Source organism: Acidovorax sp. HMWF029, from assembly GCF_003060895.1.
GTDB lineage: Bacteria > Pseudomonadota > Gammaproteobacteria > Burkholderiales > Burkholderiaceae_C > Acidovorax.
The window spans coordinates 54,536-79,245 of the sequence record NZ_QAIH01000225.1 but is presented as its reverse complement, the minus strand read 5'-3'; the positions used below and the strand labels follow the sequence as shown (position 1 = coordinate 79,245).

The 24,710-nt window shown below is 64.2% G+C and carries 24 protein-coding genes, 1 tRNA gene and 1 pseudogene; 10 read left to right on the top strand and 16 right to left on the bottom strand.

The window, feature by feature from the left end; translation table 11 throughout:
• Window positions 1-232: pseudogene (locus DBR12_RS22990) on the top strand (2-oxo-hepta-3-ene-1,7-dioic acid hydratase); the annotation flags it as partial.
• A 35-nt stretch (window positions 233-267) separates the two neighbouring features.
• On the opposite strand, the gene DBR12_RS16100 reads toward DBR12_RS22990, so the two are convergent.
• On the bottom strand, window positions 268-2,028 hold the full coding sequence (locus tag DBR12_RS16100; protein ID WP_108618178.1) for a tetratricopeptide repeat protein: 1,761 nt from the start codon (window positions 2,026-2,028) through the stop codon (window positions 268-270).
• Window positions 2,029-2,323: 295 nt separating this feature from the next.
• On the opposite strand from DBR12_RS16100, the gene DBR12_RS16095 reads away from it, so the two are divergent.
• The 8 genes from DBR12_RS16095 (at window position 2,324) to DBR12_RS16060 (ending at window position 8,696) form a co-directional block, all read left to right on the top strand.
• A complete protein-coding gene (locus tag DBR12_RS16095) occupies window positions 2,324-3,061 on the top strand; it encodes an endonuclease/exonuclease/phosphatase family protein (RefSeq protein WP_108618177.1) in 738 nt (245 codons plus the stop codon).
• A 16-nt stretch (window positions 3,062-3,077) separates the two neighbouring features.
• Window positions 3,078-4,304 carry a cardiolipin synthase ClsB gene (clsB, locus tag DBR12_RS16090; RefSeq protein WP_108618303.1) on the top strand — a complete coding sequence of 409 codons (1,227 nt, stop codon included), beginning with the start codon at window positions 3,078-3,080 and terminating at the stop codon, window positions 4,302-4,304.
• Window positions 4,305-4,507: 203 nt separating this feature from the next.
• Window positions 4,508-5,236: a GTP cyclohydrolase I gene (folE, locus tag DBR12_RS16085; protein ID WP_108618176.1), complete on the top strand. Its 729-nt coding sequence runs from the start codon at window positions 4,508-4,510 to the stop codon at window positions 5,234-5,236.
• Window positions 5,237-5,239: 3 nt separating this feature from the next.
• Window positions 5,240-5,662 (top strand): BLUF domain-containing protein, encoded by a 423-nt coding sequence (locus tag DBR12_RS16080; RefSeq protein ID WP_108618175.1) that lies wholly within the window; start codon window positions 5,240-5,242, stop codon window positions 5,660-5,662.
• A gap of 208 nt (window positions 5,663-5,870) precedes the next feature.
• Complete coding sequence (locus DBR12_RS16075) at window positions 5,871-6,752, top strand: DMT family transporter (RefSeq protein WP_108618174.1); 882 nt, start codon at window positions 5,871-5,873, stop codon at window positions 6,750-6,752.
• On the top strand, window positions 6,749-7,597 hold the full coding sequence (locus DBR12_RS16070) for a DUF429 domain-containing protein (protein ID WP_108618173.1): 849 nt from the start codon (window positions 6,749-6,751) through the stop codon (window positions 7,595-7,597). The genes DBR12_RS16075 and DBR12_RS16070 overlap by 4 nt, the downstream gene beginning before the upstream one ends.
• A gap of 84 nt (window positions 7,598-7,681) precedes the next feature.
• Complete coding sequence (locus DBR12_RS16065; protein WP_108618172.1) at window positions 7,682-7,900, top strand: hypothetical protein; 219 nt, start codon at window positions 7,682-7,684, stop codon at window positions 7,898-7,900.
• Between the two features lie 124 nt (window positions 7,901-8,024).
• Entirely contained in the window at window positions 8,025-8,696 is a 672-nt protein-coding gene (locus tag DBR12_RS16060) for a histidine phosphatase family protein (protein WP_108618302.1), read from the top strand.
• 409 nt (window positions 8,697-9,105) lie between these two features.
• Here DBR12_RS16060 and DBR12_RS16050 read toward each other — a convergent pair whose 3' ends face one another.
• The 8 genes from DBR12_RS16050 to DBR12_RS16015 form a co-directional block, all read right to left on the bottom strand.
• Window positions 9,106-10,452 carry a tetratricopeptide repeat protein gene (locus DBR12_RS16050; protein ID WP_108618170.1) on the bottom strand — a complete coding sequence of 449 codons (1,347 nt, stop codon included), beginning with the start codon at window positions 10,450-10,452 and terminating at the stop codon, window positions 9,106-9,108.
• 23 nt (window positions 10,453-10,475) lie between these two features.
• Window positions 10,476-11,084: a hypothetical protein gene (locus DBR12_RS16045; RefSeq protein WP_108618169.1), complete on the bottom strand. Its 609-nt coding sequence runs from the start codon at window positions 11,082-11,084 to the stop codon at window positions 10,476-10,478.
• A gap of 124 nt (window positions 11,085-11,208) precedes the next feature.
• Window positions 11,209-12,621: an amidase gene (locus DBR12_RS16040; RefSeq protein ID WP_108618168.1), complete on the bottom strand. Its 1,413-nt coding sequence runs from the start codon at window positions 12,619-12,621 to the stop codon at window positions 11,209-11,211.
• A 262-nt stretch (window positions 12,622-12,883) separates the two neighbouring features.
• The gene (locus DBR12_RS16035) at window positions 12,884-14,374 is read right to left on the bottom strand and encodes an ABC transporter substrate-binding protein (protein ID WP_108618167.1); all 1,491 of its coding nucleotides are present in this window, start codon (window positions 14,372-14,374) and stop codon (window positions 12,884-12,886) included.
• Window positions 14,375-14,480: 106 nt separating this feature from the next.
• Window positions 14,481-15,359 carry an ATP-binding cassette domain-containing protein gene (locus DBR12_RS16030; RefSeq protein ID WP_108618166.1) on the bottom strand — a complete coding sequence of 293 codons (879 nt, stop codon included), beginning with the start codon at window positions 15,357-15,359 and terminating at the stop codon, window positions 14,481-14,483.
• On the bottom strand, window positions 15,356-16,393 hold the full coding sequence (locus tag DBR12_RS16025; RefSeq protein WP_108618165.1) for an ABC transporter ATP-binding protein: 1,038 nt from the start codon (window positions 16,391-16,393) through the stop codon (window positions 15,356-15,358). The genes DBR12_RS16030 and DBR12_RS16025 overlap by 4 nt, the downstream gene beginning before the upstream one ends.
• 177 nt (window positions 16,394-16,570) lie before the next feature.
• The gene (locus tag DBR12_RS16020; RefSeq protein WP_108618164.1) at window positions 16,571-17,443 is read right to left on the bottom strand and encodes an ABC transporter permease; all 873 of its coding nucleotides are present in this window, start codon (window positions 17,441-17,443) and stop codon (window positions 16,571-16,573) included.
• Between the two features lie 7 nt (window positions 17,444-17,450).
• Window positions 17,451-18,413 carry an ABC transporter permease gene (locus DBR12_RS16015; protein ID WP_108618163.1) on the bottom strand — a complete coding sequence of 321 codons (963 nt, stop codon included), beginning with the start codon at window positions 18,411-18,413 and terminating at the stop codon, window positions 17,451-17,453.
• 204 nt (window positions 18,414-18,617) lie between these two features.
• Here DBR12_RS16015 and DBR12_RS16010 point away from each other — a divergent pair, with 204 nt between their 5' ends.
• Entirely contained in the window at window positions 18,618-18,875 is a 258-nt protein-coding gene (locus tag DBR12_RS16010; RefSeq protein WP_108618162.1) for a YfhL family 4Fe-4S dicluster ferredoxin, read from the top strand.
• Window positions 18,876-18,947: 72 nt separating this feature from the next.
• Here DBR12_RS16010 and pth read toward each other — a convergent pair whose 3' ends face one another.
• The 7 genes from pth to DBR12_RS15975 all read right to left on the bottom strand — a co-directional run.
• The gene (gene pth / locus DBR12_RS16005) at window positions 18,948-19,556 is read right to left on the bottom strand and encodes an aminoacyl-tRNA hydrolase (protein WP_108618161.1); all 609 of its coding nucleotides are present in this window, start codon (window positions 19,554-19,556) and stop codon (window positions 18,948-18,950) included.
• Window positions 19,557-19,718: 162 nt separating this feature from the next.
• Entirely contained in the window at window positions 19,719-20,354 is a 636-nt protein-coding gene (locus DBR12_RS16000) for a 50S ribosomal protein L25/general stress protein Ctc (RefSeq protein ID WP_108618160.1), read from the bottom strand.
• Window positions 20,355-20,515: 161 nt separating this feature from the next.
• Window positions 20,516-21,490: a ribose-phosphate pyrophosphokinase gene (locus DBR12_RS15995; protein WP_063462557.1), complete on the bottom strand. Its 975-nt coding sequence runs from the start codon at window positions 21,488-21,490 to the stop codon at window positions 20,516-20,518.
• A 47-nt stretch (window positions 21,491-21,537) separates the two neighbouring features.
• A tRNA-Gln gene (locus DBR12_RS15990) sits at window positions 21,538-21,614 on the bottom strand.
• Between the two features lie 30 nt (window positions 21,615-21,644).
• Window positions 21,645-22,502, bottom strand: coding sequence for a 4-(cytidine 5'-diphospho)-2-C-methyl-D-erythritol kinase (gene ispE / locus DBR12_RS15985; RefSeq protein WP_108618159.1), 858 nt, complete (start codon window positions 22,500-22,502; stop codon window positions 21,645-21,647).
• Window positions 22,503-22,542: 40 nt separating this feature from the next.
• Window positions 22,543-22,989: a lipoprotein insertase outer membrane protein LolB gene (locus DBR12_RS15980; RefSeq protein WP_233244599.1), complete on the bottom strand. Its 447-nt coding sequence runs from the start codon at window positions 22,987-22,989 to the stop codon at window positions 22,543-22,545.
• A gap of 83 nt (window positions 22,990-23,072) precedes the next feature.
• Window positions 23,073-24,710, bottom strand: a 1,638-nt coding sequence (locus tag DBR12_RS15975; RefSeq protein WP_108618300.1) for a tetratricopeptide repeat protein, incomplete at its 5' end; no start/stop codon positions are given.

Here is a 24,710-nt window from a genome sequence, read left to right as displayed (position 1 = left end):
GCTCTACAAGAACGGTGTGATCGAGGAATCGGGCCTGGCCGCTGCCGTGCTCAACCACCCCGCCACTGGCGTGGCCTGGTTGGCCAACAAACTCGCCCCCTATGGCGAGGGGCTGGAAGCCGGGGAGGTGGTGCTGGGCGGTTCGTTCACCCGGCCTGTGGCGGCTGTTGCGGGCGACACCTTCCACGCGGACTACGGGCCGCTGGGCAATATCGCCTTCCGTTTTGTATGAGTGGCGCAAGCACCACATTCAGTGTCTGATTGGATTCAGGGGCGCAGCCGGAGCTTGTCTGCCGCACTCTCTGGCGCTGCGGCGTCGGACTCGCCCATGTCCTCGCGGGCCGGGGCGCTGCCGATGGCTGCAGGGGCTGCGGGGTTGCCTTCCACGGCATTGCGTGAGCGGATTACCACGCCTCCAGGTCGCCGCTCACTGTCCTGACCCAGGATGGCGCGTGCGGGGGCATTGCCAATGCGCTGGCGCAGCGCATCGATAGCCGCCTGCAGTGGCTCGGGGGATGCGATGCGCGCACCGTGCCGTAGCAACACCTGCTGCGAGAGGTCCAGCAGCTTGGAGTTGAGGGTGGGGGTGGCTTGCTGAAGCAGGTTCTGTACCGCGCCTGCGGGGTCGCCAGACAGGCTCCGTGCCATGGCCACTTCAGCGGCCTTGTTGACTTGCTGGAGGCAGTCGCGCACCAGTGCGCCATAGGGCTCGTGCAGGCTGCATGCGTTGGCCATCAGCTCTGTCAGGCCACGCGTGTTGGCGTAACGCATTCCGAGGGCACGCACCCAGCCCTCACCCTCGGACAAATCGATGGAGGTCGCGGCCAGCACCGCCAGGAGGCTGCCCAGGTTGCAGGCGGCCTCGAAGTCAAAACTGGCTGTCATGATCTCGCGTGCCATGGTGCGAACCGACTCGACAGCCTGTGAGAATTGCCGCTGCTGGATGAGCTGGAGCGCCCGCGCCACTTCGGCAAAGCGGCGGATGCGGGCGCTGCTGTGGTGGCGCTCGAGGATGCGGGCGAAGTCGGCCATGCAGCGCTCGATGCCCTTGCGGTCGTTGCTTGCGTAGTACGCAAAAGTCAGCAGCACCAGCGACTGGTAGTCGAACAGCTTGGAGTCGATTCCCAGAACCACGGCCCGGGCCAACACCTTGGTGGCCGCCTCGCGGTCGCCCATGTAGTAGGACATCATCCCCAGCTTTTGCAGCCGCACTACAGAGTCTGGCGTGAGGGTGCTGGCAGTGCGGTAGGTTTCGATGGCCTGCGCGAAATTTCCTAGTTCCACCTGGGCGCGGCCAAGCACGTCGTAGGCATCGGCAAACGAGGCATCTTCGCCAATCAGCTCTTGCAAGGTGGTGATGGCGCGCGCAGCCTGGCCAGACTCGATCTGCGCGCGCGCCACCCCAAGCTTCGCCCAGGGAAGGGCGCGTGCGGCAATCACGGCCTCGAACAGCGTGCGTGCCTCGTCGTGCCTACCCAGGCGCAGCAGAAGCTCTGATCCGATGCGCGCGGCGTACAGCCAGTAAGGCTTGCGCGCCTCGAAGCGCTCTACGCACAGCGCTGCGGCCTGCTCGAAGTCCTCGGCCTCGATGGCGTCGAAGATGGGCTTGAGGTGCACCTTGCGCAGGCGCGCCAGGCTAAGGCGCTCGAACAACGCGCTGGGCGTGAATGGCTTTAGCAGGTAGCCATCCAGCGCCGATTCGGCAGCCTCGGCCACGGCTGCATAGGAGGCCTCGGCGGTGACCATGAAAAACACGGTGGAAAACGGCAGCAGCTGCGCACGCCGCAGGTCGTCCAGCAAGGTCTGGCCCGAGTAGTTGGAGTCGCTAAAAAACTGGTCGCACAGCACGTAGTCGAAAACCGTGTGCTCCAGCCGGCTGCGCGCGTCCTGTACGCGTGAGCACTGCACGATGCGGGTCACGCCGTATTCGCGCAATTGCCCGACCAGGATGCTGCGTGACGTGGCATTGCTGTCCACAATCAGGGCCTGAACCTGGGCAGGGGCGGTTTGTCGATTCTCGGTGGCCATGGGGCTGAGCTGGCCTGTATCTGGTGTGAATGAGACAGCCCCAGTGTACTGGCCCATGGCACCCCTTGGTCGTCGGGCAAACCCGCTGCCCGCGCGGCTTGCGACACAATCACCAGTCCTGGGAGCGGCAGTTGACCGCTTGCCACCTTCAAGGCCCCCTCATGGATACTGACTTTCGCTGCTTCGTTGACGTTCGCCTGTGGAGTGGGCACGCTGCACACTCGCCAGCAATGCGCTCGCCGAGCCATGCTCCGGCTTTCGCGGGCACGTAAAAGTACACAACACGCCTCAGACCATGCAAAACGACGACATTCTGCGGGTGGCCACCTACAACATCCACAAAGGTGTGCAAGGCATCGGCCCCGCGCGGCGGCTGGAGATCCACAACCTGGGCCTGGCGGTCGAGCAGCTCGATGCCGACATCGTCTGCCTGCAGGAGGTGCGCAAGCTCCACCGGCGCGAGGCGGCTTACTTCCAGCGCTGGCCTGATGTGCCACAGGCCGAGTACCTGGCGCCCGAGGGCTATGAGGCGGTGTACCGCACCAATGCCATCACCAAGCACGGCGAGCACGGCAACGCGCTGCTCACGCGGTGGCCCGTGATCGGGCACCAGCACGAGGACATCTCCGATCACCGTTTCGAGCAGCGTGGCCTGCTGCATGTCGAAGTGGATGCCCATGGTCGCAAAGTCCATGTGATCGTGGTGCACCTGGGGCTTATCCCAGGCAGTCGTGTGCGGCAGATCGAGCGCCTGCAGGGGTTTATTGACCGCGAGGTGCCGCCCGGTGCACCTTTGGTGGTGGCGGGCGATTTCAACGACTGGGGGCAGCAGCTCAAGCGGATGCTGGCCGGGTTCTCGCTCTATGAGTTCGAGGAGCCGCGCGCCTTCACCTACCCCGCGCGGCTGCCTCTGACCCAGCTGGACCATGTGTATGCGCGGGGCCTCACGCCCCTGTCCTTGAATGTGCCGCGCGGCCGCATCTGGTGGCGCATGTCCGACCACCTGCCGCTGATTGCGGAATTCCGGTTGTGAGAGCGTGAAGAAACCCTTGCCCCTATTCCGTGCCACGGAATTTTCGGACGACCACCGGGTGACGCTGCTACAAGGCGCTGAGGAACTGTTTCCGGCCCTGATTGTGGCCATGGACGCCGCGCTGTCGGACATCCAGTTCGAGACCTACATCTTCGACTTCACCGGCTCAGGCGCTGCCGTGGCTGAAGCGCTGATGCGTGCTGCGCAGCGGGGCGTGCGCACCCATCTGGTGGTGGACGGTGTGGGTACCGGAGCGTTGCCCAAGGCCTGGGCCGCGCGGCTTGATGCCGCTGGGGTGCAATACAGCGTTTACTCACCGCTTGGGCCCCTGGGGCTGCTGCTGCCCCACCGCTGGCGGCGCCTGCATCGCAAGCTGTGTGTGGTCGATGGTCGCCTGCTGTTTTGCGGTGGCATCAACGTGCTGGATGATTTCCACGACCCCAACCACGGCACGCTCGATGCCCCCCGGTTTGACTTCGCCGTGCGCGCCACAGGCAGCCTGGTGGCGACCGCCAGCGACACGATGGACCAGCTGTGGTGGCGCATGCAGGCCGTGCGAGACGCACGCCAACGCCGCCTGCCCGAAGCACTTCAGGCCCTGCGCGAAGCCAGCAAGGCCAAGCACGCGGCAGACATGGCCGACGACACAGGCCCCCTGATGCGCGCCGCGCTGGTGCTGCGCGACAACGTGCGCAACCGCAGCCGCATCGAAAAAGCCTACCGCCGCGCCATCGGCAACGCGCGGCACGAGATCATCATCGCCAACGCCTACTTCATGCCCGGAGGCAAGCTGCGCCGTGCGCTGGTGATGGCCGCGCGCCGGGGCGTGCGCGTGCGCCTGCTGCTGCAGGGACGCTATGAGTACTTCATGCAATACCACGCGGCGCGGCCGGTGTACGGCGCACTGCTGGCGGCGGGGGTGGAGATCTACGAATACGCGCCCAGCTTTCTGCATGCCAAGGTCGCTGTGATAGATGCACAAGGCGATCGGCCATGGGCCACTGTGGGCTCGTCCAATCTCGACCCCCTGAGCCTGCTGCTGGCGCGCGAGGCCAATGTGGTGGTGGAAGACGACGTCTTTGCCACCGACCTGCGCCAGCGGCTGGTGCACGCCATGCAGCACGCTGGCAGGCGCATGGACCCGGCCCGCTACGCTGACCGCCCGCTGCGACAGCGGGTGCTAGACCGGATCGCCTTTGGCCTGATGCGGCTGGCGCTGTGGGTGACGGGCAACCGGTATTGACGAGGACGCCCTGCTGTGGGGCGGACCTCGGCTAGCTGCACCGGCTTGGGTCGCGTGCGTTGCGTGGACAGCGGGTGGTCTGTTTCGCCGTGGATTTCTATTGTTGCTATAAAAATTATAGCTGTTAAGGCTCATCTAGCAGGCGCAGAGGGCCTAAAACCCTTGAAATCTACAGAGTGCGGTTCGCTGTTACGATCCCCATCATGTCCAGCCAACCTGCCTCCGATATGACGACCACACCGCCGGATGATGAAGGCACGCCCGTTTCTGTGAAGATCCGCGAACGCCTTGCTGCCGCCCGCAAGCGTTTTCATGCCAACGACAATATTGCCGAGTTCATCGAACCCGGCGAGCTGGAAAAGCTGCTCGACGAGGTCGAGGTCAAGATGCAGGGCGTGCTCGACAGCCTGGTCATCAACACCGAAGGCGACCACAACACCAACAACACCGCGCGCCGCGTGGCCAAGATGTACATCAACGAGGTGTTCAAGGGCCGTTATGTGGCGCAGCCGCCCATCACCGAGTTTCCCAACGCTGAGCACCTGAATGAGCTGATGATCGTCGGCCCCATCACTGTGCGCAGTGCCTGCAGCCACCATTTCTGCCCCGTCATCGGCAAGATCTGGATCGGCGTGATGCCCAACGAGCACACCAACGTGATCGGCCTGTCCAAGTATGCGCGCCTGGTGGACTGGGTCATGGGCCGTCCCCAGATTCAGGAAGAAGCCGTGGTGCAGCTCGCCGACCTCATCATGGAAAAGACCCAGCCCGACGGCCTGGCCATCGTCATGGAGGCCAGCCACTTCTGCATGTCCTGGCGCGGCGTGCGCGAGATGGACAGCAAGATGATCAACTCCGTCATGCGCGGCGTATTCCTCAAGGATTCCGCCCTGCGCCGTGAATTTTTGTCCCTTATCCCCGGAAAGAACTAAGCCATGTTGGTACGCCTGCTTTATGCCAGCCGCGCGGTGGACACCTCTCCCGACGCCATCGAAGCCATCCTGACGCAGTCGCGCCAGCACAACCCTGGCAGCGGCATCACCGGCGTGCTGTGCTACGGCGGCGGGGTGTTCCTGCAAGCCATCGAGGGCGGCCGCTCCGCAGTGAGCGAGCTGTACGGCCACATCCAGAAGGACCCGCGCCACAAGAACGTGGAGCTGCTGCACTACGAAGAAATCGCCGAGCGCCGCTTTGGCGGCTGGACCATGGGGCAGGTCAACCTGTCCAAGATCAACCACTCGATCCTGCTCAAGTATTCGGAGAAGCCTGAACTGGACCCGTATGCGGTGTCGGGCAAGGTGTCGTATGCGCTGCTGGAGGAGCTGATGGCCACAGCCTCCATCATCGGCCGGGCCTGAAAAGCGGGGCGCTTTGCTACTGCGCCAGCCGATTCCGGGCCTGCTGTGCTCGCCGTACGGAAGTACGGCTGCGCGCATCGACCCAGACTAGGCTGGCTCGCTAGGCAAATCGCCCCACTTTTCTTCGCAGCCATCCATCACGGTTCGTAGCCGCAGCCGCCCAGAAGGCGCTGCGGCTTTTCTGTTCAGGCCGTTCTTTTCCCCGCTCGTGACCTTCACCGCCTTCGCCCTCATCATCCTCGCCGGCCTCATCCACGCCTGCTGGAACATCGTGGCCAAGAAGGCCGGGGGCGACTCGCGGTTTGCGTTCTTCACCTCGGTGATCATGATGGTCGTCTGGGCGCCGCTGGGCTGGTGGCTGGGGCCTGACACGGTGCCGCTGTGGGGCGCCGTGGAGTGGGGCTTTGTGGTCGCCAGCGGGCTGCTGCATGTGGCGTACTTCGTCATCCTGCTGCGTGGCTACCGCGTGGCGGACCTTACCGTGGTCTACCCGCTGGCGCGCGGCTCGGGGCCGCTCTTGTCGTCGCTGGTGGCCATCACGCTGCTGGGCGAGAAGATCTCTGCGCTGGGTGCCTTGGGTATTGCGGGCGTGGTGGGCGGCGTGTTCCTCATCGCTGGCGGCCCCAGCCTGCTGCGCGCGGCGCACGACCCCGCCGCGCGGGCGCGTGTGCACAAGGGCATCTTGTACGGCTTGCTCACGGGCGCGTTCATTGCCAGCTACACCGTGGTCGATGGCTATGCGGTCAAGTTCCTGCTGATGTCGCCCATCCTGGTGGATTACATGGGCAACTTTGTGCGCGTGGGCCTGCTGGCACCGGTGGTGCTGCGCGACCTGCCCACCGCCCGCACGCTGTGGCTGGCCCAGTGGCGTTTTGCGCTGCTGGTGGCGGTGGTCAGCCCCGTGGCCTACGTGCTGGTGCTCTATGCCATGCAGCAGGCGCCCCTGTCGCACGTCGCCCCGGCGCGCGAGGTGTCCATGCTGTTTGCCGCGCTGATCGGCGGGCACCTGCTGGGCGAGGGCGACCGCGTGGCGCGCATTTTTGGCGCGCTGTGCATTGCGGCAGGCGTCACGGCGTTGGCACTTGGATGACGGCCATGGCACCCCCACCCCTGCTGCTGGGCTGCGACTTCTCCAGCAGCCCCACGCGGCGCAAACCCATCGTGCTGGCGCTGGGCCAACGCCAGGGCGCGCGCGTGCAGCTTAGCGCGCTGCAGCCGTTCGACACCCTGGCCGCGTTCGGCCAGTGGCTGGCGCAGCCCGGCGACTGGGTGGGCGGCTTTGACCTGCCCTTTGGCCTGCCGCGCGAGCTGGTGCAGGCGCTGGGCTGGCCCACCAGTTGGCACGCCTGCATGCAGCACTACCGCAGCCTCAGCCGCGAGCAGATCCGCGCGCAGTTTGCGGCGTTCTGCGATGCGCGCCCCGTGGGTGGCAAGTTTGCCCACCGCGCCACCGACGGGCCTGCAGGCTCCAGCCCCTCGATGAAATGGGTGAACCCGCCCGTGGCCTACATGCTGCACGCGGGTCTGCCGCTGCTGCTGGACGCGGGCTTGCACCTGCCCGGCCTGCACGCTGGCGACCCCCGCCGCGTGGCGCTGGAGGCCTACCCCGGCCTGATCGCGCGCGAAGTGCTGCAGCGCCGCAGCTACAAAAGCGACGACCGCGCCAAGCAAACGCCCGACCGCCTCATCGCCCGCAAAGATTTGGTGAACGCGCTGGAGCTGGGCCAGACCCGGCTGGGCCTGCGCCTCAAGCTCAGCCACGCCCAGCGCGATGCGCTGGTGCAAGACGCCAGCGGCGACAGCCTGGACGCCGTGCTGTGCCTGCTACAAGCCGCCTGGGCGGAGCAGCGCCATGCCGAGGGCGACGCGCTCTATGGCCTGCCACCGGGGCTGGACCCGCTGGAAGGCTGGATCGTGACGGCGGACAAGCCTTGACCGACGATCCCGCCCCTTTTCCGGGCATCAGCCCGCCGCAGGCTGCGTAGCATGGGCGGGACACGCTGGATGCTTCGTTTGCCCATGCCTTTCGCCCCCCGCATTTGGTTCGTGCTGGTCTTGTTGACCCCGCTGCTGGTGCAGGCCGCCCCCGCGCCCTGGTACTACTGGCGCAGCCTGGTCGATGGCCAGCGCGTGTGTGCGCAAACCTCGCCCGGCCCGGGCTGGGAACAGGACAGCGCCCCCCACGAAGGCCCCGGCTGCCAGCCGCGCCGCAAGGTGCTGGTCGTGCCCATGCGGTGATGGGCCGCACGGTGGGTGGTGGACAGGCGGCTGTTATAAAAAACATAGCTATCAGCGCTTATCGCATAAGCGCTTACGGCCAAAACAGCTTGCAATGCTGTGTGTACATTCGATAATGGCACGCATGACCGAACTCATCCTGATCCGCCACGGAGAAACCGACTGGAACCGCGAACTGCGTTTTCAGGGCCATGTGGACGTACCCCTCAACGCCACCGGCCACGAACAGGCCCGCCGCCTGGCCGAGCGCCTGGCCGCAGAGCGCCCCGTGGTGCACCACCTCATTTGCAGCGACCTCATCCGCACCCAGCAAACCGCCGCGCCCAGCCTGCAAGTGCTCTTCCCCCAGGCCCGCATCGACACCCTCACCGACAGCGCCCTGCGCGAGCAAAACTTTGGTGAGGTGGACGGCAAGCGCGTGGACGACGTCAAGCAAGAACACGCCGACGCATGGAACCAGTGGCTGCGCTTTGAAGCCGACTACGGTATGCCCGGCGGCGAGACCACCCGCCAGTTCCACACCCGCGTGATGGACGCTGTCTACCGCATCGCCCAGCAGCACAGCGGCCAGACCGTGATGGTGGTCACCCACGGCGGCGTGCTCGACATGATCTGGCGCACTGCGCGCGGAACCGGGCTGGACGGCCCCCGCCAGAGCGACATCCCCAACGCGGGGCTCAACCGCGTGCGGGTGCAGGGTGAGGCTGTGGAGGTGCTGGACTGGGCCGATGTGCGGCACCTGGCGGATTTGCCGGAGCAGCCGGTGTATGACCAGACGAAGTTGGTGGTGCGGTGACCGGTGAGGTCAGTGCCGCGAGCGGCGGGGCTGTTTGAGCATTGCGTTAGACAATTCTTCGGATCTTCCGATCCCGTTGGTTGGAAGCACCTTCTTCGCCACGAATGAAGCGCCCCACCAATAGCAGGCCTAAGCCTACCCAGGCCCCGCAAGCGCAAAACCGATACCAGAACCCAAGCTCTGACGGAGGGCCTTTGATAGCTCCGTAGCCAAGAACGCGTGCGGCGCGGACGACGGGCTCTGGTACATCGGGGTAAATGGCGACCAAGTAAAAAGGAATAACGAAGTAGACCAATATGAAGCACAAGGCCAACCAGCCGCGAAAGAACAGAAGCAGGACTCTCATTGGTCGAAATAGATGGCTACGGATTTTGGTTCGTCGATCAATCCGCTTGAAGAACTGGGCGACTTATCTGGCTGGCAGCCCCAACACCCCATTCACCACCCCCACCTGCCGCGCCAACCGCACAGACTCCGGCTGCCCATTCACCATAGGCTGCAACACGTTCTGCACCGCCGCCCACTGCCCGTTGCGCTGCAGCGCATCCAGCCAAATCTGGTGGAACAGATCCCGCTGCGCATGGCTGCCGCCAATCTCCACCAGCCGGGGCAGGGCCACGCCCAGCTTCACCACCGCCGTCGCCCAGTCGCCCTGCGCATGCGCTAGCAGGCCGTGGGCGGCAGGCTCGCACACCTGTTGCCACACGGTGCGCTCATGCGCCTCGGTGCGGGTGGCGGCGTGGGCTGCGATGTTGTTTTGCAGCGTGCGTGCAGCCTCGGTGCGGCCAGCGCGGGCCAGGCCGTAGAGGTATTGCAGGTCCAGAAAGGGCAGCACATGGTCGGCCAGGCGCAGGGCCAGGTGGTCGGCCACGTCGGCCCAGCGTGGCCCCACGTCCACGCCCGCCAGCTCCAGCCGGGCGAGCAGGGACACGGCGTTGATCTGGTCCTGGGTGTATTCCTTGACCACGCCCCAGACCTGGCTGTCGTAGAGCGCCAGCACCTCGGCATGCCGGTCTTGCTCCAGCAAAAACAGCGCCTGGTGCCACCAGTTGTGCGTGACCATGAAGGAGTTCAGGCCCGTCCAGGTGTCGCTCATGCTGGCCATGAAGTCGGTACCTTCGCGGATGCGGCCCTGGGTCAGCATGACGTGGGCCAGCGCGTGGTGGGCCCAGGGTTCTTTGCGGCACAGGGTGATGGCGTGGCGGGCGGCGCTTTCGGCCTCTGGCAGGCGGTGGCATTGTTCCCAGCCAAAGGCGAGCATGCCGTGCAGGTAGGGCACCTCTGCCGCTGCGGGCAGGGCCTGCAGTGCCAGGCGCAGCATGCCGGGCGAGTCGCCCCGGTTGAACAAATGGTATTGGCCAAGCTTGAGGGAGGCGAGGTCGCGCGGGTGCAGGCGGGCTTGCTCTTCGTGCAGCGCAATGGCGCGGGGCAGGTCACCATGAACCCAGGCGGCGATGGCGGCCACGAAGCGTTGTTCGCGCTCGCTGGCCTTGGCGGCGTGGGCCAGGGCCTGGTCGATGAAGGGGCGGGCGTTGCGGGGGGCTTCGGCCGACTCGGCAAACATGTGCAGCGCCGCGCAACTGGCCTGCACGATGGGGCTGGGGTCAGCGGCTGCGTTCAGCACGTTCACCGCACGGGCTTCGCAGGCGATGAAGCCTTCTACAAAGTCATTCAGGGCGGCGGCACTGGCCGGGTCGTGCAGCGTGAGGGGGTTGCCCAGGCTATCGGTTGTGCGGGTGTGCGTGGAGGATGGCATGGGGCATTGTTGGGGGCAGTGGCTCAGCCGCCCTTGATCAGGGTCAGGTAGGCACTGCGGGTTTCGGCCGATACTGAGGCGACGAGCTGTTCGTGCGGCGTTTGGTGGCGCGCCAGCATGCGGGCGGTGGCGATGGTTTTGGACTTGCAGAACCAGTGGCAGGTGTGCTGCATGAGGAACAGTTCGGCCGTCATCATGAAGGCCCGGTCCTTGGGCGAGAGGTGGCTGGTGTTCTGCACCACATGGGCAATGCCGCGCGCGTGGACGGCAAGGGCCCTGCGCATGTCGAACGTGGCGGTGGGCAGCAGCTTTTCGGCAAAAGGCAGGGCGATGGAGATGCGGCTGACCCGCGCGTCGGCTTCGCTGACTTTGGCGAACTCGGCGGCAAAGCGGCTGAATTGCTCGGCGAGCTGCGATTCGGTGGTGCTCAGCAGGCTCCAGATCTGCTGGCGGCGCTCGTCGGTGCTTTCGCCCAGGGCCCGCAGGTAGCCGTCGGTCAGGGCTTCCATGAGCTTTTCGATCTGGTAGTTGGCCAGGTGGCTGCCGAGCAGCGCGATGCGCTTGCGTTGCTCTTTGGCGTTGAGCATGTAGGTGCCGGAGGCAATCAGGATCGCCAGGATGAGGATGTCCATGCGGTGGGGTTGCTTGTATGCAGGGTTGGCGGCTTGTGGCTGTGAGGTTGGTAGCGCCGGGTGCCCACGGGGCCGGTGTCTGCCAACAAAACCCCAAGGTTACCAATAACCTCCGGCCATGCCTTCAGGTTGCAGGCGGTTGGGGCCATGCGCGCTGCGGATCGCGAATCAGCTCGAACGCATGCGCCACCTGCAGCACGCCCAGGTCGTCAAAGCGTGCCCCCGCAATTTGCAGGCCGATGGGCAGGCCGGTGCGGGTATAGCCGCAGTTGACCGATGCGGCAGGCTGCTCGGACATGTTGAAGGGCACGGTAAAGCCAATGTGCTCCAGCGGGCGCAGCGGGTCGTTGGTGGGCGAGGGCAGCTCGGCCTGGAAGGCGACGTTGGGTGCCACGGGCGAGATCACGTAGTCGAACGCGCTGCAGGCCTTGACCGTGTTCACCCGCGTCAGGTGGAACTGGTGGCTGGCGGTGAAGACTTCGGTGCCGCTCATGCCTGCTGCGCTCTCGGCCCAGGTGCGGATATAGGGCAGCACCTTGTCGCGCCGTGCGGCGGGCAGGGCCTGCAGGTCGATGTGCGAGCGCATGCGCCAGAAGTGGTCCATGCCGTCGAGCATGACCGGGGTCATGAAGGGCGCCATGGGCACGATGGCGGCGCCTGCGGCTTCCATGAGTTGGGCTGCGCGCTCGACGGCGGCTTTCACCTCAGGCTCCACCGGCAGGCCGCAACCGGCGTCCAGCAGCAGGCCTATCTTCAAGCCTTGCAGGCTGCGCGTGCGCTCGGCCAGTTTATTGAACTTGCTCCAGGCGATGTCTTGCGCGGGCAGGCTCATGCTGTCGCGCGCGTCGGGCTGGCTCAGCACCTGCATCATCAGCGCGGCGTCGGCCACGGTGCGGGTCATGGGGCCTGCTGCACGGCCGGTGTAGGGTGGGTCGATGGGGATGCGGCCCAGGCTGGGCTTGAGGCTGAAGATGCCGCACCAGCTGGCGGGCAGGCGCAGCGAGCCACCAATGTCAGTGCCGATGTGCAGCGGGCCATAGCCTGCGGCGGCGGCGGCACCACCACCAGCGCTGGAGCCGCCCGGGCCCTTGCTCACATCCCACGGGTTGCGCGACAGCGGGTGAAACGTGGACAGGCCCGAGGACAACATGCCGTAGTCCGGCATGGTGGTTTTTGCGACGACGACAGCACCTGCCTCGCGCATGCGGGCGGCGGGTGGTGCGTCGGCGGCGGCGGGCACCAGCTCGACAGCCGCTGTGCCCAGCGGGGTGGGGTCGCCTTCGGTGGAGATGTTTTCTTTGATGGTGCTGGGCACGCCGTCCAGCAGCCCCTTGGGTTCGCCGCGCAGCCAGCGGGCCTCGGATGCGCGGGCTTGCTCCAGTGCGGCCTCGGGGCGCAGCAGGTAGGTGGCCTTGATGTGGGGCTCCCAGCGCTCAATGTGCGCCAGCACGGCCTGCGTGACCTCCACGGGGGACAGCGTGCGCTGTTGGTAGGCGGTCAAGAGTTCGTGGGCGGGCAGGTCGTGCAGGGCGGTCATGTCGGGAGTTTTACAAGTAAAAAAGGCTGCTACCGCCTGTTGGTAAAGCTCTGGCAGCTATTGTTTTGATAGCAATCGGATTTCAGCGCGTTTCCGTTTTCCAGGGCTCTGCGCGGGACGCGCAGCCCCTGAAACTGGCGCGGCCCAGGCGCGGGCAGCCGAGCAAGGGCCGTCCCGCAGCGAGGGCTGCGTCCCCCTGCCCGCATTGCGCAGCAATGCGAGAGCGGGGGGAAGGCCCGCAGGGCCTCAGGGGGGTGTCCCATCAACTCCAGGACAGCGCCGACAGGTCGTTCACGAACACGGGCATATCTTTCCACAGGCCCTTGAGGTTCTTGTTGGCCACCGTGATCCACTGGTTGGAGTACAGGAAGGCGTGTACCGCATCGTTGGCCAGCAGGCGCTGTGCGTCACCCAGCAGCTTGGCGCGGTCGGCAGGACGGGCAGTGTTCTTGATCTGGGTGAACAGCTCGTTGAACTTGGGCGAGTTGTAGGCCCAGTAATAGTCGGGCTTGGCGAAGTTGCCCAGGTCGAAGGGCTCCACATGGCTGATCACGGTCAGGTCGTAGTTCTTGCTGCCGTAGGTGCCGCTGAGCCACTGGGCCCATTCCACGTTCTGGATCTTGGCAATGATGCCGACCTTGGCCAGCTGGGCTGCAATCACTTCGCCGCCCTGGCGTGCGTAGGGCGTGGGGGGCAATGTCATCGTCAGCTCCAGTGGCGTCTTGATGCCTGCCTCGGCCAGCAGCTTCTTGGATTTTTCGATGTCAAACGGGTTGATGCCCGTGGTGTCCACATAGCCGAAGGCGCCGGGCACATAGTGGCTGCCAATCGGCGCGCCATAGCCGTCGCCCGCGCCCTCGATCACGGCCTTGCGGTCGATGGCGGCGGCAATGGCACGGCGCACGCGCACGTCGTCTAGCGGCTTCTTGCCGTTGTTGATGGCCAGAATGGTCTTGGCGCGCGAGCCGCTGACCACCACCTGGAACTTGGGGTTGGCCTTGAACTGCGCCACGCTGCGCGGGGTGACGCGCGGGAAGGCGTCCACGTCACCCGCCAGCAGGGCGGCCACCTGGGCGGCAGGGTCGGAGATGAAGCGGAAGGTGGCGCGCTTGATCTTGATGGCCTTGGCGTCGCGGTATGCGTCCCATGCGGTCAGCACCACGGAAGAGCCCTTGTTCCAGGCCTGCAGCTGGTAGGGGCCGGTGCCCACGGGCTTGTTGGCGTTGGTGTCGGCACTCTTGGGTTCCACGATGATCGAGGTGGCCTGACCGAGCACAAACAGCAGGTCGGGGTCGATCTCCTTGTTGAGCAGCACCACGGTGTGGTCATCCACCACCTGGGTGGTGATGCCGGCAAAGGTGCGCTTGTCCTTATTGGTGCTCTTTTCGCCACCTGCGCGGTCGTACGAGAACTTGACGGCCGCAGCGGTGAAGGGCTCACCGTTCTGGAACTTCACGCCCCGGCGCAGCTTGAAGGTGTAGGTCTTGAGGTCGGGCGAAACCTCCCAGCTTTCGGCCAGCAGCGGCGACACGCTGCCGTCGGCGTTGATCTTGGTGAGTGTCTCGAAGATGTTGTACTGCACGATCTCGGCGATGGCCGACGCGGCACCAGCTGTCGGGTCCAGGCCTGGGGGCTCCAGGGTCATCGCAAGGGTCACCGCATCTTTGCGGCCCTGCGCCAGTGCGCTGAGTGGGGTGGACAGGGGCACAGCGGCGATGGCGCCAGTGGCAAGGACGGTACGGCGGTTCAGCATGTTCGGACTCTCCAGACAAAAAACCAGACAACAACCATAGAAATCCCTGGTGCAATTTGTTACCAGGGCGGAAAAAAGCTTTTTACACCATCACACCTGTATTTGGTTATGCGATTTTTGCTGCGGCCGCCGCAGCTGCCCGACGCTCCCGTGCGCGGCCCGGCAACACCTGGGGCACTGCGCCCACCAGCGACTGTGTGTAAGGGTGCTGCGCGTTGCGGAACAGCTCGCCCGGCGAGCCGCGCTCCACGATGCGGCCCTGGTACAGCACCACCACCTCGTCGCACAGGTGGTTGACCACCGCCAGGTCGTGGCTAATCAGCATGTAGGTGATGCCGAACTGCTGCTGCAGGTCTTGCATCAGGTTGAGCACCTGGGCCTGCACCGACACATCCAGCGCGCTCACGGGCTCGTCCGCCACGATGAGGCGGGGCCTTGTGATGAGGGCGCGCGCAATGGCAATGCGCTGGCGCTGGCCGCCAGAAAACTCGTGGGGGTACTTGCCCAGGTCGTTGGTGCGCAGGCCCACCTGCGACAGCACCTGGGCGGCCTGCTCGCGCTGCTCGGCACGCGTGGTCTGGCCTTGCGCCTGCAGTGGTTCGGTCACGATGCGCTCCACCGTCTGGCGCGGGTCCAGCGACCCGTATGGGTCCTGGAACACCATCTGAAAATCCCGCCGCGCCTGGCGCAGTTGCTCGGCGGGTAGCTGGTGCAGGTTGCGGCCCAGCAGCTCGACCGTGCCGGAGGTGGGCGCATCGAGCGCCATCACCAGCCGTGCCAGGGTGGACTTGCCCGAGCCCGATTCGCCGACGATGCCGAGGCTGCGGCCTGCGGCAATCGAGAAGTTCACGCCGTTGAGCGCATGCACCTTGCCCGGCGGGCGGAACAGGTGCTCGCGGGGCAGGGTGTATTCACGTACCAGGTCGGTCACCTGGAGCAGCGGCGCGGTGGTCTGGACAGAACTGGGGTGGAGCGCCCGGGTCATGCTGCCACCTCGATGATGTTCGCCACGTTCGCACTCTGCGCCTCGGCAATGGCCTCGCGCCGCAGGCAGCGCACCAGATGGTCGCCGTCGGCATCGGTGGCCACGAGCGTCGCCTCGGGTTGTTTGTGGTGGCAGTCATCCACCGTGTAGCTGCAGCGCCCCGCAAAAGGGCAGCCTGCGGGCAGATCCACCAGCTCGGGTACGGTGCCGGGGATGGTGGACAGGCGCGGGCGCTGGCCGGGCGCATGCACGGCGCCCAGGTGGGGGCGCGCGGCGAACAAGCCCCGGGTGTAGGGGTGCGCCATGGCCGAGAAGACCGAGGCGGTGGAGCCGCTCTCCACCACGCTGCCGCCATACATCACCATCATGCGGTCCACGTTCTGAGAGATCACGCCCAGGTCGTGCGAGATCAGGATCATGGCCATGTTGCGCTCGGCCACCAGGTCGCTGATGAGGTCAAGAATTTGCTGCTGGATGGTCACATCCAGCGCCGTGGTGGGCTCGTCGGCAATCAGCAGGTCGGGCCCGCAGGCCAGCGCCATCGCAATGGTGATGCGCTGGCGCTGCCCGCCAGAAAACTGGTGCGGGTAGGCGTCAAAACGCTGCGCGGCGTTGGGGATGCCCACGCGGTCCAGCAGGGCAATGGCCTCCTTGCGGGCGCTGGCTGCGTCCATGCCCCGGTGCAGGCGCAGCGGCTCTGCCACCTGGCGGCCGATGGTGTGCACAGGGTTCAGCGCGGTCATGGGCTCCTGGAACACCATGCCGATGCGGTTGCCGCGCATCTTGCACATCTGGGCGTCGGTGCGGCCCACCAGCTCTTGGCCGTCAAAGCGGATGCTGCCGGTAACCTGAGCGCTGTCGGGCAGCAGGCCCATGAGCGACATGGCGGTGATGGACTTGCCGCAGCCCGATTCACCGATCAGGCCCAGGGTTTCACCGCGCGCCAGCGAAAAGCTCACGCCGCGCACGGCATCGGCGGGGCCCCGGTGCGTCTGCAGGCGGATGCGGAGGTTGGAGACTTCAAGCAAGGGCATGGCAGAGGATCGTCATCGTTCGCAGTAATTTCATCTCAGCAAAACGGGTCTGTGAAACTGGCGCGACCCAGGCCAGTGCCCCCGTGCAAGGGCCGCCCCGCCGCACTGGGGGCGTCCCCCTCCCGCATTGCGCAGCAATGCGAGAGAGGGGGAAGGCGCGAAGCGACTCAGGGGGTGTCATCGCTTCCTCGACAGGCGGGGGTCGAGCAAATCGCGCAGCCCGTCGCCCAGCAGGTTCAGCCCCAGCACGGCCAGCGCAATCGCTACACCGGGCCACACGGCCAGCAGCGGGGCCTGGAACATCAAGGTCTGCGCTTCGCTGAGCATGCGGCCCCAGGACGGCTGGGGCGGCTGGGTGCCCAGGCCCAGGTAGGACAGGGCGGCTTCGGCCAGGATGGCGATGGCGAACTGGATGGTGGCCTGCACGATAAGTACCGACAGGATGTTGGGCAGCACATGCTCGATGGTGATGCGCCAGCTGCCCTTGCCGCAGGCGCGTGAGGCCATGATGTACTCGCGCGACCACACGGCATTGGCCGATGCGCGGGTGACGCGCGCAAAAGTCGGGATGTTGAAGATGCCGATGGCGATGATGGAGTTGACGATGCCTGCGCCGAACACCGCCGTCATCATGATGGCCGAGAGGATGGCGGGGAAGGCGAAGGTGAAGTCCGCCAGTCGCATGATGAGTTCTTCTACCCAGCCGCGCTTGGCCGCAGCCAGCAGGCCCAGGGCCGTGCCGATGGTGAGGCCGATACCCACGGCGATCACTCCGACCAGGATGGAGTTGCGTGCGCCCACCAGCAGCAGCGAGGCCACGTCGCGGCCAAAGGCATCAGTGCCCAGCCAGTGCGTGCCGGATGGCCCGGTCAGCTTGTTCGCCAGGTCCATTTCGTAGGGGGACCAGGGTGTCCAGACCAGAGACAGCGCTGCGGCCAGGATCAGCAACAGCGACAACACTGCGCCAATGACAAAGCTGCGGTGGCGCAATGCGCGGTGCAGCCAGCCGGGGGCAGAGGTGACGGAAGACGAGGGAATGGCGGCGTTCATGGGGTGCTCAGATATCCGATGCTTTCACGCGCGGGTCGATCACGGCGTAAAGAATGTCCACGACGAAATTCACGATGACCACCATGGCAGCGAGCAACATCACGCAGTTGCGCACCACGATCAGGTCGCGGTTGGAGATGGACTGGAAGATCAGCCGACCCAGGCCGGGCAGGTAGAACACGTTCTCGACCACGATGGTGCCCGCCAGCAGGTTGGCAAACTGCAGCCCCATCACCGTGACCACCGGAATCATCGCGTTGCGCAGCACATGGCCCCACAGTGCAGCACGCTGCGAGAGCCCTTTGGCACGTGCGGTGCGCACAAAGTCTTCACGCAGCACCTCCAGCACGGCCGAGCGGGTGATGCGCGCCAGGATGGCGGCCTGCACCACGGCCAGCGCAATGGCAGGCAGCAGCAGGGCCTTGAGGGCTTCGAGCGGGCTGCCGCCAGCGTCCTCTGTCCAGCCCGGGAAGCCCCCGGCCGAGAACCACTGGAGCTTCACCGAGAACAGCAGGATCAGCAGGATGGCGAACCAGAAATTGGGGATGGCAATGCCGATCTGCGCCAGCCCCATCACGCCCACGTCGCCGACCTTGTTGTGGCGCGATGCTGCATACACGCCTGCTGCCAGCGCCAGCACCGTGGTGATCACCATGGCCATCAGGGCCAGCGGCACGGTGAGCGCGAGGCGCTCGAGTACCAGGTCGAGCACGGGCGAGCTGTAGGCGTAGCTGTCGCCCATGTTGCCTACCACCAGCCCGCTGACCCATTGCCAGTACCGCAGGCTGGCGGGCTGGTCCAGCCCGAGCTTGCTGGCCAGCGCGGCCACGGCGTCGGGAGAGGCGTCGGGCCCCATGAGTATCTGGGCGGCATTGCCCGGAAGGATCTCCAGTACCAGGAACACGACGATGGAGGCGCCGATCAGCGTGGCCAACAGGGTGGCGAACCGTTTGAGGAAAAACAGACCCATGGAGCAGGCGGGAGAATAGGGTGGGGCGCGGGTGCGTCGAAATTAATGTGTATACACAGCATAACGGCAAAATCATCCCCGTCAGCGGTGGTGGGTTGCAGTGTGGCACGCAAGGCACATGCCACGGCGCGGGATAATAGGGAGCATGAATCGCTCTGCGCACCCTTTTGCACCTGTTATCGGCCCCGCGCCCAAGGAGGCCGTATGGCGCTGATGATCACCGACGAGTGCATCAACTGTGATGTGTGCGAGCCCGAATGCCCCAACCAGGCGATCTACCTGGGGCAGGAGATCTACGAGATTGACCCGAACAAGTGCACGGAGTGTGTGGGACATTTCGACGAGCCCCAGTGTGTGCAGGTCTGCCCCGTGGCCTGCATTCCCGTGAATCCGCAGCATGTGGAAAACCGCGAGACACTGTGGCAGAAGTTCCAGCGCCTGCAGGTGTCGGCAGCAGGTTGAATTTCAAGGTTTTTTGGCCGTTTCCGCGCGACCATAAACGGTTTGTTGCTATCAAAAGGATAGTATTCTAGCTCAATCTTCCGCTGGGCGCACAGGCTTTGGGCGGGGTGGCTTGGTCGTATGGATCAGCAGTGTTGCTTTGTCCATTTCGCCTGTCAGCATCGCTGGGTAGGCCTTGAGCGAATGGATGATGCTGTCCTCGATCAGCGTGCGCTGGTCGGGAGAAGGTTTTTTCAGCACCCAGTTGGCAACTTCGCTTTTCACACCGGGGTGGCCGATGCCGATGCGCAGGCGCCAGTAGTCGGGTGAGCCAAGTTGACCATGGATGTCGCGCAGGCCGTTGTGCCCGGCATGGCTGCCGCCCCGCTTGAGTTTGACTTGGCCCGGTGGAATGTCGAGCTCGTCATGCACCACAAGGATTTCTTCGGGCTGGATCTTGAAAAAGCGTGCAAGCGAGGCCACCGATTTGCCCGAGAGGTTCATGAACGTCTGCGGCTGCAGCAGCCATACGCTCTGGCCGTGTACCGTGGTGCGTGCCACCAGCCCGTGGTAGCTGCGTTCGGGCACCAGTGTGGCCTTGAGTTCGCGCGCCAGGGCGTCAATCCACCAGAACCCTGCGTTGTGGCGGGTGGCTTCGTAGTCGGGCCCCGGGTTTCCAAGGCCTACAAACAGCTTGATCATTGGCGGGATTATCCGTGTGCGAAAGATTGCGGAAAGGCGAGGGCACGCAGGTGCTGTGCGTTGGCTGAAAAACAAACGGCCCACCGAAGTGGGCCGTTGATCAGGCCGTATCCGCCGAGACGGGGCCTGGATGGAAAGGCAAGTGGATCAGCGAGGGGCTGATTACTTCTTGCCCTTGCCCTTGCCCTTGGCATCGGCAGCAGGTGCTGCGTCAGCAGGGGTTTCGACGATCACGGCGGGAGGCACAACCGACACCAGGACGGGGTTGTTGTTCTGGCCACCGCGGATCTTCGCCGTCACGCCCTTGGGCAGCTTGATGTCCTTCAGGTGCAGGGAAGCACCCTTTTCCAGCTTGGACAGGTCCACAGCGATGAATTCGGGCAGGTCCGAAGGCATGCAGGTAACGTCCAGTTCGTTCACGACGGGGTTGACCATGCACTTGTCCACCTTGACGGCGTTGGACTCTTCAGCACCGCTGTAGTGCAGTGGCACCTTCAGGTGCAGCTTGGTCTTGTCGTCCACGCGCTGGAAGTCGATGTGCAGCACCAGTTGCTTGTAGGGGTGGTATTGCACGTCGCGCAGCACGACCTTGGAGGTGGCACCGGCCACTTCCATGTCCAGCACGCTGGAGTGGAAAGCTTCCTTCTTGAGGGCGTGCCACAGGGCGTTGTGGTCGATCTCGATCAGTTGGGGTTCGGTGGCACCACCGTACACGATGCCAGGCGTCTTGCCCGAGTTGCGCAGACGGCGGCTCGCACCCGTACCCTGCTTGGCGCGCTCAAAAGCGACGAAGTTCATAGTTAGCTCCTGGAAAGAGGCGACCGCGACCAGTCATCCTCTGATTTAAAAAGGCTTGCGGCATCATCGCCGCCTGCCCGCTGGTTGTTCCCAAACAGACAACAAGCCTCCAAAAGGAGGCTTGTGCGCAACAGGTCTGCATCGCTCCCGGCAGGAGCGGGTCAGAACAGGTTGTCTTGGTCCGAGAACAGGCTCATCACCGACTCACCCTTGGCAATGCGCTGGATCGTCTCGGCGATCAGCGGGGCCACGGAGAGTTGGCGAATCTTGGTGCATCCCTTGGCGTTGTCGCTCAGGGGGATGGTGTTGGTCACGACCACTTCATCCAGGGCCGAGCCCTTGGCGATGCGTTCAATGGCAGGACCCGAAAAAATGGGGTGCGTGCAATACGCGTACACGCTCTTGGCGCCGCGCTCTTTCAGAACTTCGGCAGCCTTCACCAGCGTCCCGGCGGTGTCGATCATGTCATCCATGATCACGCAGTTGCGGCCTTCAATTTCGCCAATCACGTGCATCACTTCCGACACGTTGGCCTTGGGGCGGCGCTTGTCGATGATGGCAAGGTCGCAGCCCAGTTGCTTGGCCAGTGCGCGAGCGCGGACCACGCCGCCCACGTCGGGCGAGACAACGATCAGGTCTTCATAGTTCTTCTGGCGCAAGTCGCCCAGCAGAACCGGAGAGGCGTAGATGTTGTCCACGGGGATGTCGAAGAAACCCTGGATCTGGTCAGCGTGCAGGTCCATCGTCAGCACGCGTGCCACGCCCACGGCCTGCAGCATGTTGGCTACGACCTTGGCGGTGATGGGCACACGGGTGGAGCGTGGTCGGCGGTCCTGGCGGGCGTAACCGAAGTAGGGGATCACGGCGCTGATGCGCTCAGCCGATGCGCGTTTGAGCGCATCGACCATGATCAGCAGTTCCATGAGGTTTTCGTTGGTGGGCGCGCAGGTGGACTGCACCACGAAAACATCCCGCGCACGCACGTTTTGCTTGATTTCGACGGTGACTTCACCATCAGAGAAGCGACCCACGTCGGCCGCACCGAGGGTGGTGCCGAGGTGCTGGGCAATTTCAGCTGCCATGCCAGGATTGGCATTGCCAGTGAAAACCATGAAGTCGGGGTGATTGGCTTGCATGAGAGTCCCAGCAATCTGAAAAAAAAGCCCGTACGCGAGAAGATATTTGGCAGGGGAAGAAGGATTCGAACCTTCGCATGCCGGAATCAAAATCCGGTGCCTTAACCAGCTTGGCGACTCCCCTACACAGGTCAACTGCTGATAGCAGCCAACCTTAATTCTCGTCTGATGCCCACCCTGCCAGAGGATGAATCACCAGGTTTTCACATGTTTTTACTTGCCAGCCTTCCGGGGCCTTATCCAAGTTAACTTCATGTGACATTCGCGCAAACACTGCACTTCCAGAGCCTGTCATTCTAGCCTGTAATCCGCGGTCTCCGAGCCATTTGATGGCTTGCGTGACCTCTGGGCAGATGGCTTGAGCAACTGGCTGCAAGTCGTTTCGACCGAAGTCAAAGTGTTCTGCAGCAAAGCCTAAGATTGTAGCACTATCTGAATCGCGTTTCAAATTTGGTGACGAAAAAATTAATTTTGTCTCCAAACCTGCTGCGGGCTTCACGATGGCAAAGCGCGCTTGCGGCAGTTGGTGTGCTTTCTCAAGCGGCGTGATTGTCTCACCAATTCCTTCCACCCAAGCGTTGTTGCCGCGTAAAAAAAAAGGAATGTCTGCGCCAAGCTGCAGGCCGATTATTTCCAGTGCGCGGCGTGACAGGCCAAGGTCCCACAAACGGTTCAAGGCCAGCAATGCTGTCGCTGCGTCGGACGAGCCCCCGCCCAAGCCTGCCTGGGCGGGGATGCTCTTTAGAACGCCTATGTGTGCGCCCAATGTGCAGCCAGTGGCGGTTTGTAGGGCGTGTGCCGCTCGCAGCGTCAGGTCCATCTCGGGCAGTGGGGCGCCCAAGTCTTCCCTGGAGATGGTGCCATCAGCGCGTCGCTCGAAGTGCAGGGTGTCGCACCAGTCCACCAGCATGAATACCGACTGGAGCAGGTGGTAGCCGTCGGCGCGCCGCCCGGTGATGTGCAGAAATAGATTGAGTTTGGCCGGAGCCGGCACGTCGTACAGCGCTTGCATCTCAGAGTTGAAAAGGTGGCGTAGGTTGGAGGCGATCGCCTCAGCGGGTCAGCACAATGCGCAAGATGGCTTGTGGGGTGGGGTGTTCGCGCCGCGCGGTGAGGCGGCCATCTTGCATGCCAGACAGATCAGCCTGCCAGCCGGGTGCTGTGGCCTGGGTGCCGTTGAGCCAGGAGAAAAGTGCCGCAATCGGGATGCGGGTGCCTGTCACATCCAGAAGCAGCGTCTCCAGCGAGTCCGATGTCCGTGTCTCTTGCCCGCTCTGCAGCGATGCCTGGCCATCTTTCCACTCCAGTTGTGCAATGCGGCTTCCAAACGGGCTCAAAAGCACCAAGCCGCCGCTTTCAGGGTTGCCCTGCAGTTCAAACGCGGCGGAGAAGGACTGTGCAGCGTGCCCGTCGACCTGCAGCGCAATCCGCCCGCGCCAACTGTCTTCCTCTGGCGCGCTCCTTGGGGCTGGTTGTGCGCAACCTGCTAGCCACAGCACACAACACGCGATCCATGACACTATCCCGCAGTGTTGAAGTACTGCGCTCAACTCCAGGCCATGCCCTTTGCTGTGGGCGTGTATCAAAGCCTTGCCCCAAGCCGCTTGAGTGTTTCTTTGAGGGTGTCGTTATCCGGGCTGACACGCTGACCTTCTTTCCAGACTCTGGTCGCTCCTTCCTTGTCGCCCAGGCTCCACAGTACCTCGCCCAGGTGGGCTGCAATTTCTACATCGGGGCGGGCTTTGTATGCGGTTTCCAGAAGGCGCTTTGCATCTGCCTTGTTGCCTAGACGGAATTCCACCCAGCCAAGGCTGTCGATGATGAAAGGATCGTTCGGCGCAAATTCCAGCGCTTTCATGATCAGTTGTTTGGCCTCGGCCAGTCGAATCCCTCGGTCTGCGAGCGAATAGCCGAGCGCGTTGTAGGCGTGGTGGTATTGCGGCTGGCGTGCGATCACTTGGCGCAGCAATTGCTCCATAGTGTCCGGGTTGCCCATTTTTTCTGCCAGCATGGCTTGGTCATAGACCAGTTCGGCGTCATCCGGGGCCAGCGCTACCATTTCCACCTGCACTTGATAGGCTTCTTTGAAAAGGCGCTGTTCGCGCAGTAGCTGTACTTCAGCCGACAGTTTCATGCGCTGGTTTTCGGTCGAGGTTCCTGGCATGCTACGTAGCAAAGCCCGCGCCTGTGCGAGTTTGCCTTGCCGCGCCAGCAGTGAGGCCCGGCGCAGCTGGGCGCCAAACACTTCGTCTGAGTTTTCAATGCGGCCAAGCCAGGCTTCAGCAGCTGCAAAGTCTTTCTTTTTTTCTGCAATTTGTGCGTACAGCAAGTACGCCTGGGTCAGGCTTTTTTGCCGCACTTCCGCATCGGAGGTGGCCGACGCTAGGTCGATGAAGCGCTGCAGAGAGGCTTCAGCGGCGGACAGGCGGTTGTCCTGAAACTGCAGTGTGGCGACCAAGAGCCAGGCTTCCGCCAGATCGGGCTTTTCTTTGGTCACGGCTTCCACCTGGCGGCCAGCATCGGGGTAGCGCTGCAGGCCGAGCAGCACGCGTGCGTAGGCCATCCGCAGTTCGGGCACTGGCTGTTTGGCCAAAGCCTGAATAACGATGTTCTCGGCTTCTGGGATGCTTTCGTCCAAGAGTTCCAGTGCCAGCCGCGCGGCATCCTCACTGGCGTTGTCCAAGTCCTGTGCCTTGCGCGCTGCATTCAGTGCGCCGCCTTTGTCATCAGCGGCCAAGCGCAGGCGCCCCAGCGCAACCCAGGCAGCAGGGCCGGTTGCAGGGTTGGTCAACTCACCTGCCAGTGCCTGTTCGACGACCTTGGCTGCCAGCGCCTTGTCGCTGGCACGTCCGTACATTTGGGGCAGCGCGGACAGCGAGGCAGCTTTGGCACGAGGTGGGGATTGTGCGAGTTCCTGGCGCAACAGGTCCGGGGTTTCTCCAATGCGGTTGAGTGCCACCAAGATTTGCAGTACATAGCGGTTGGCCTCGCGGGATTGGGGTAAGGCCTCTCTCCATGCTCTGGCCGCAGCCAAGGCGTATTCGCCCGAGCGAGCTTGCAAGGCTATGTCTGCCGCCCTCTGGTAAAGCTGGCCGTCGGCACTGCGGCGCGCGGCTTCGAGCATGAACGCGTAACCCGCGCCAGGGTCTCCTGTGCGTGCACTGACTTCGCCCAGAAATATTTCGTAGAACAGCTCCGCGTCTAGGGCGGGGCTGGATGC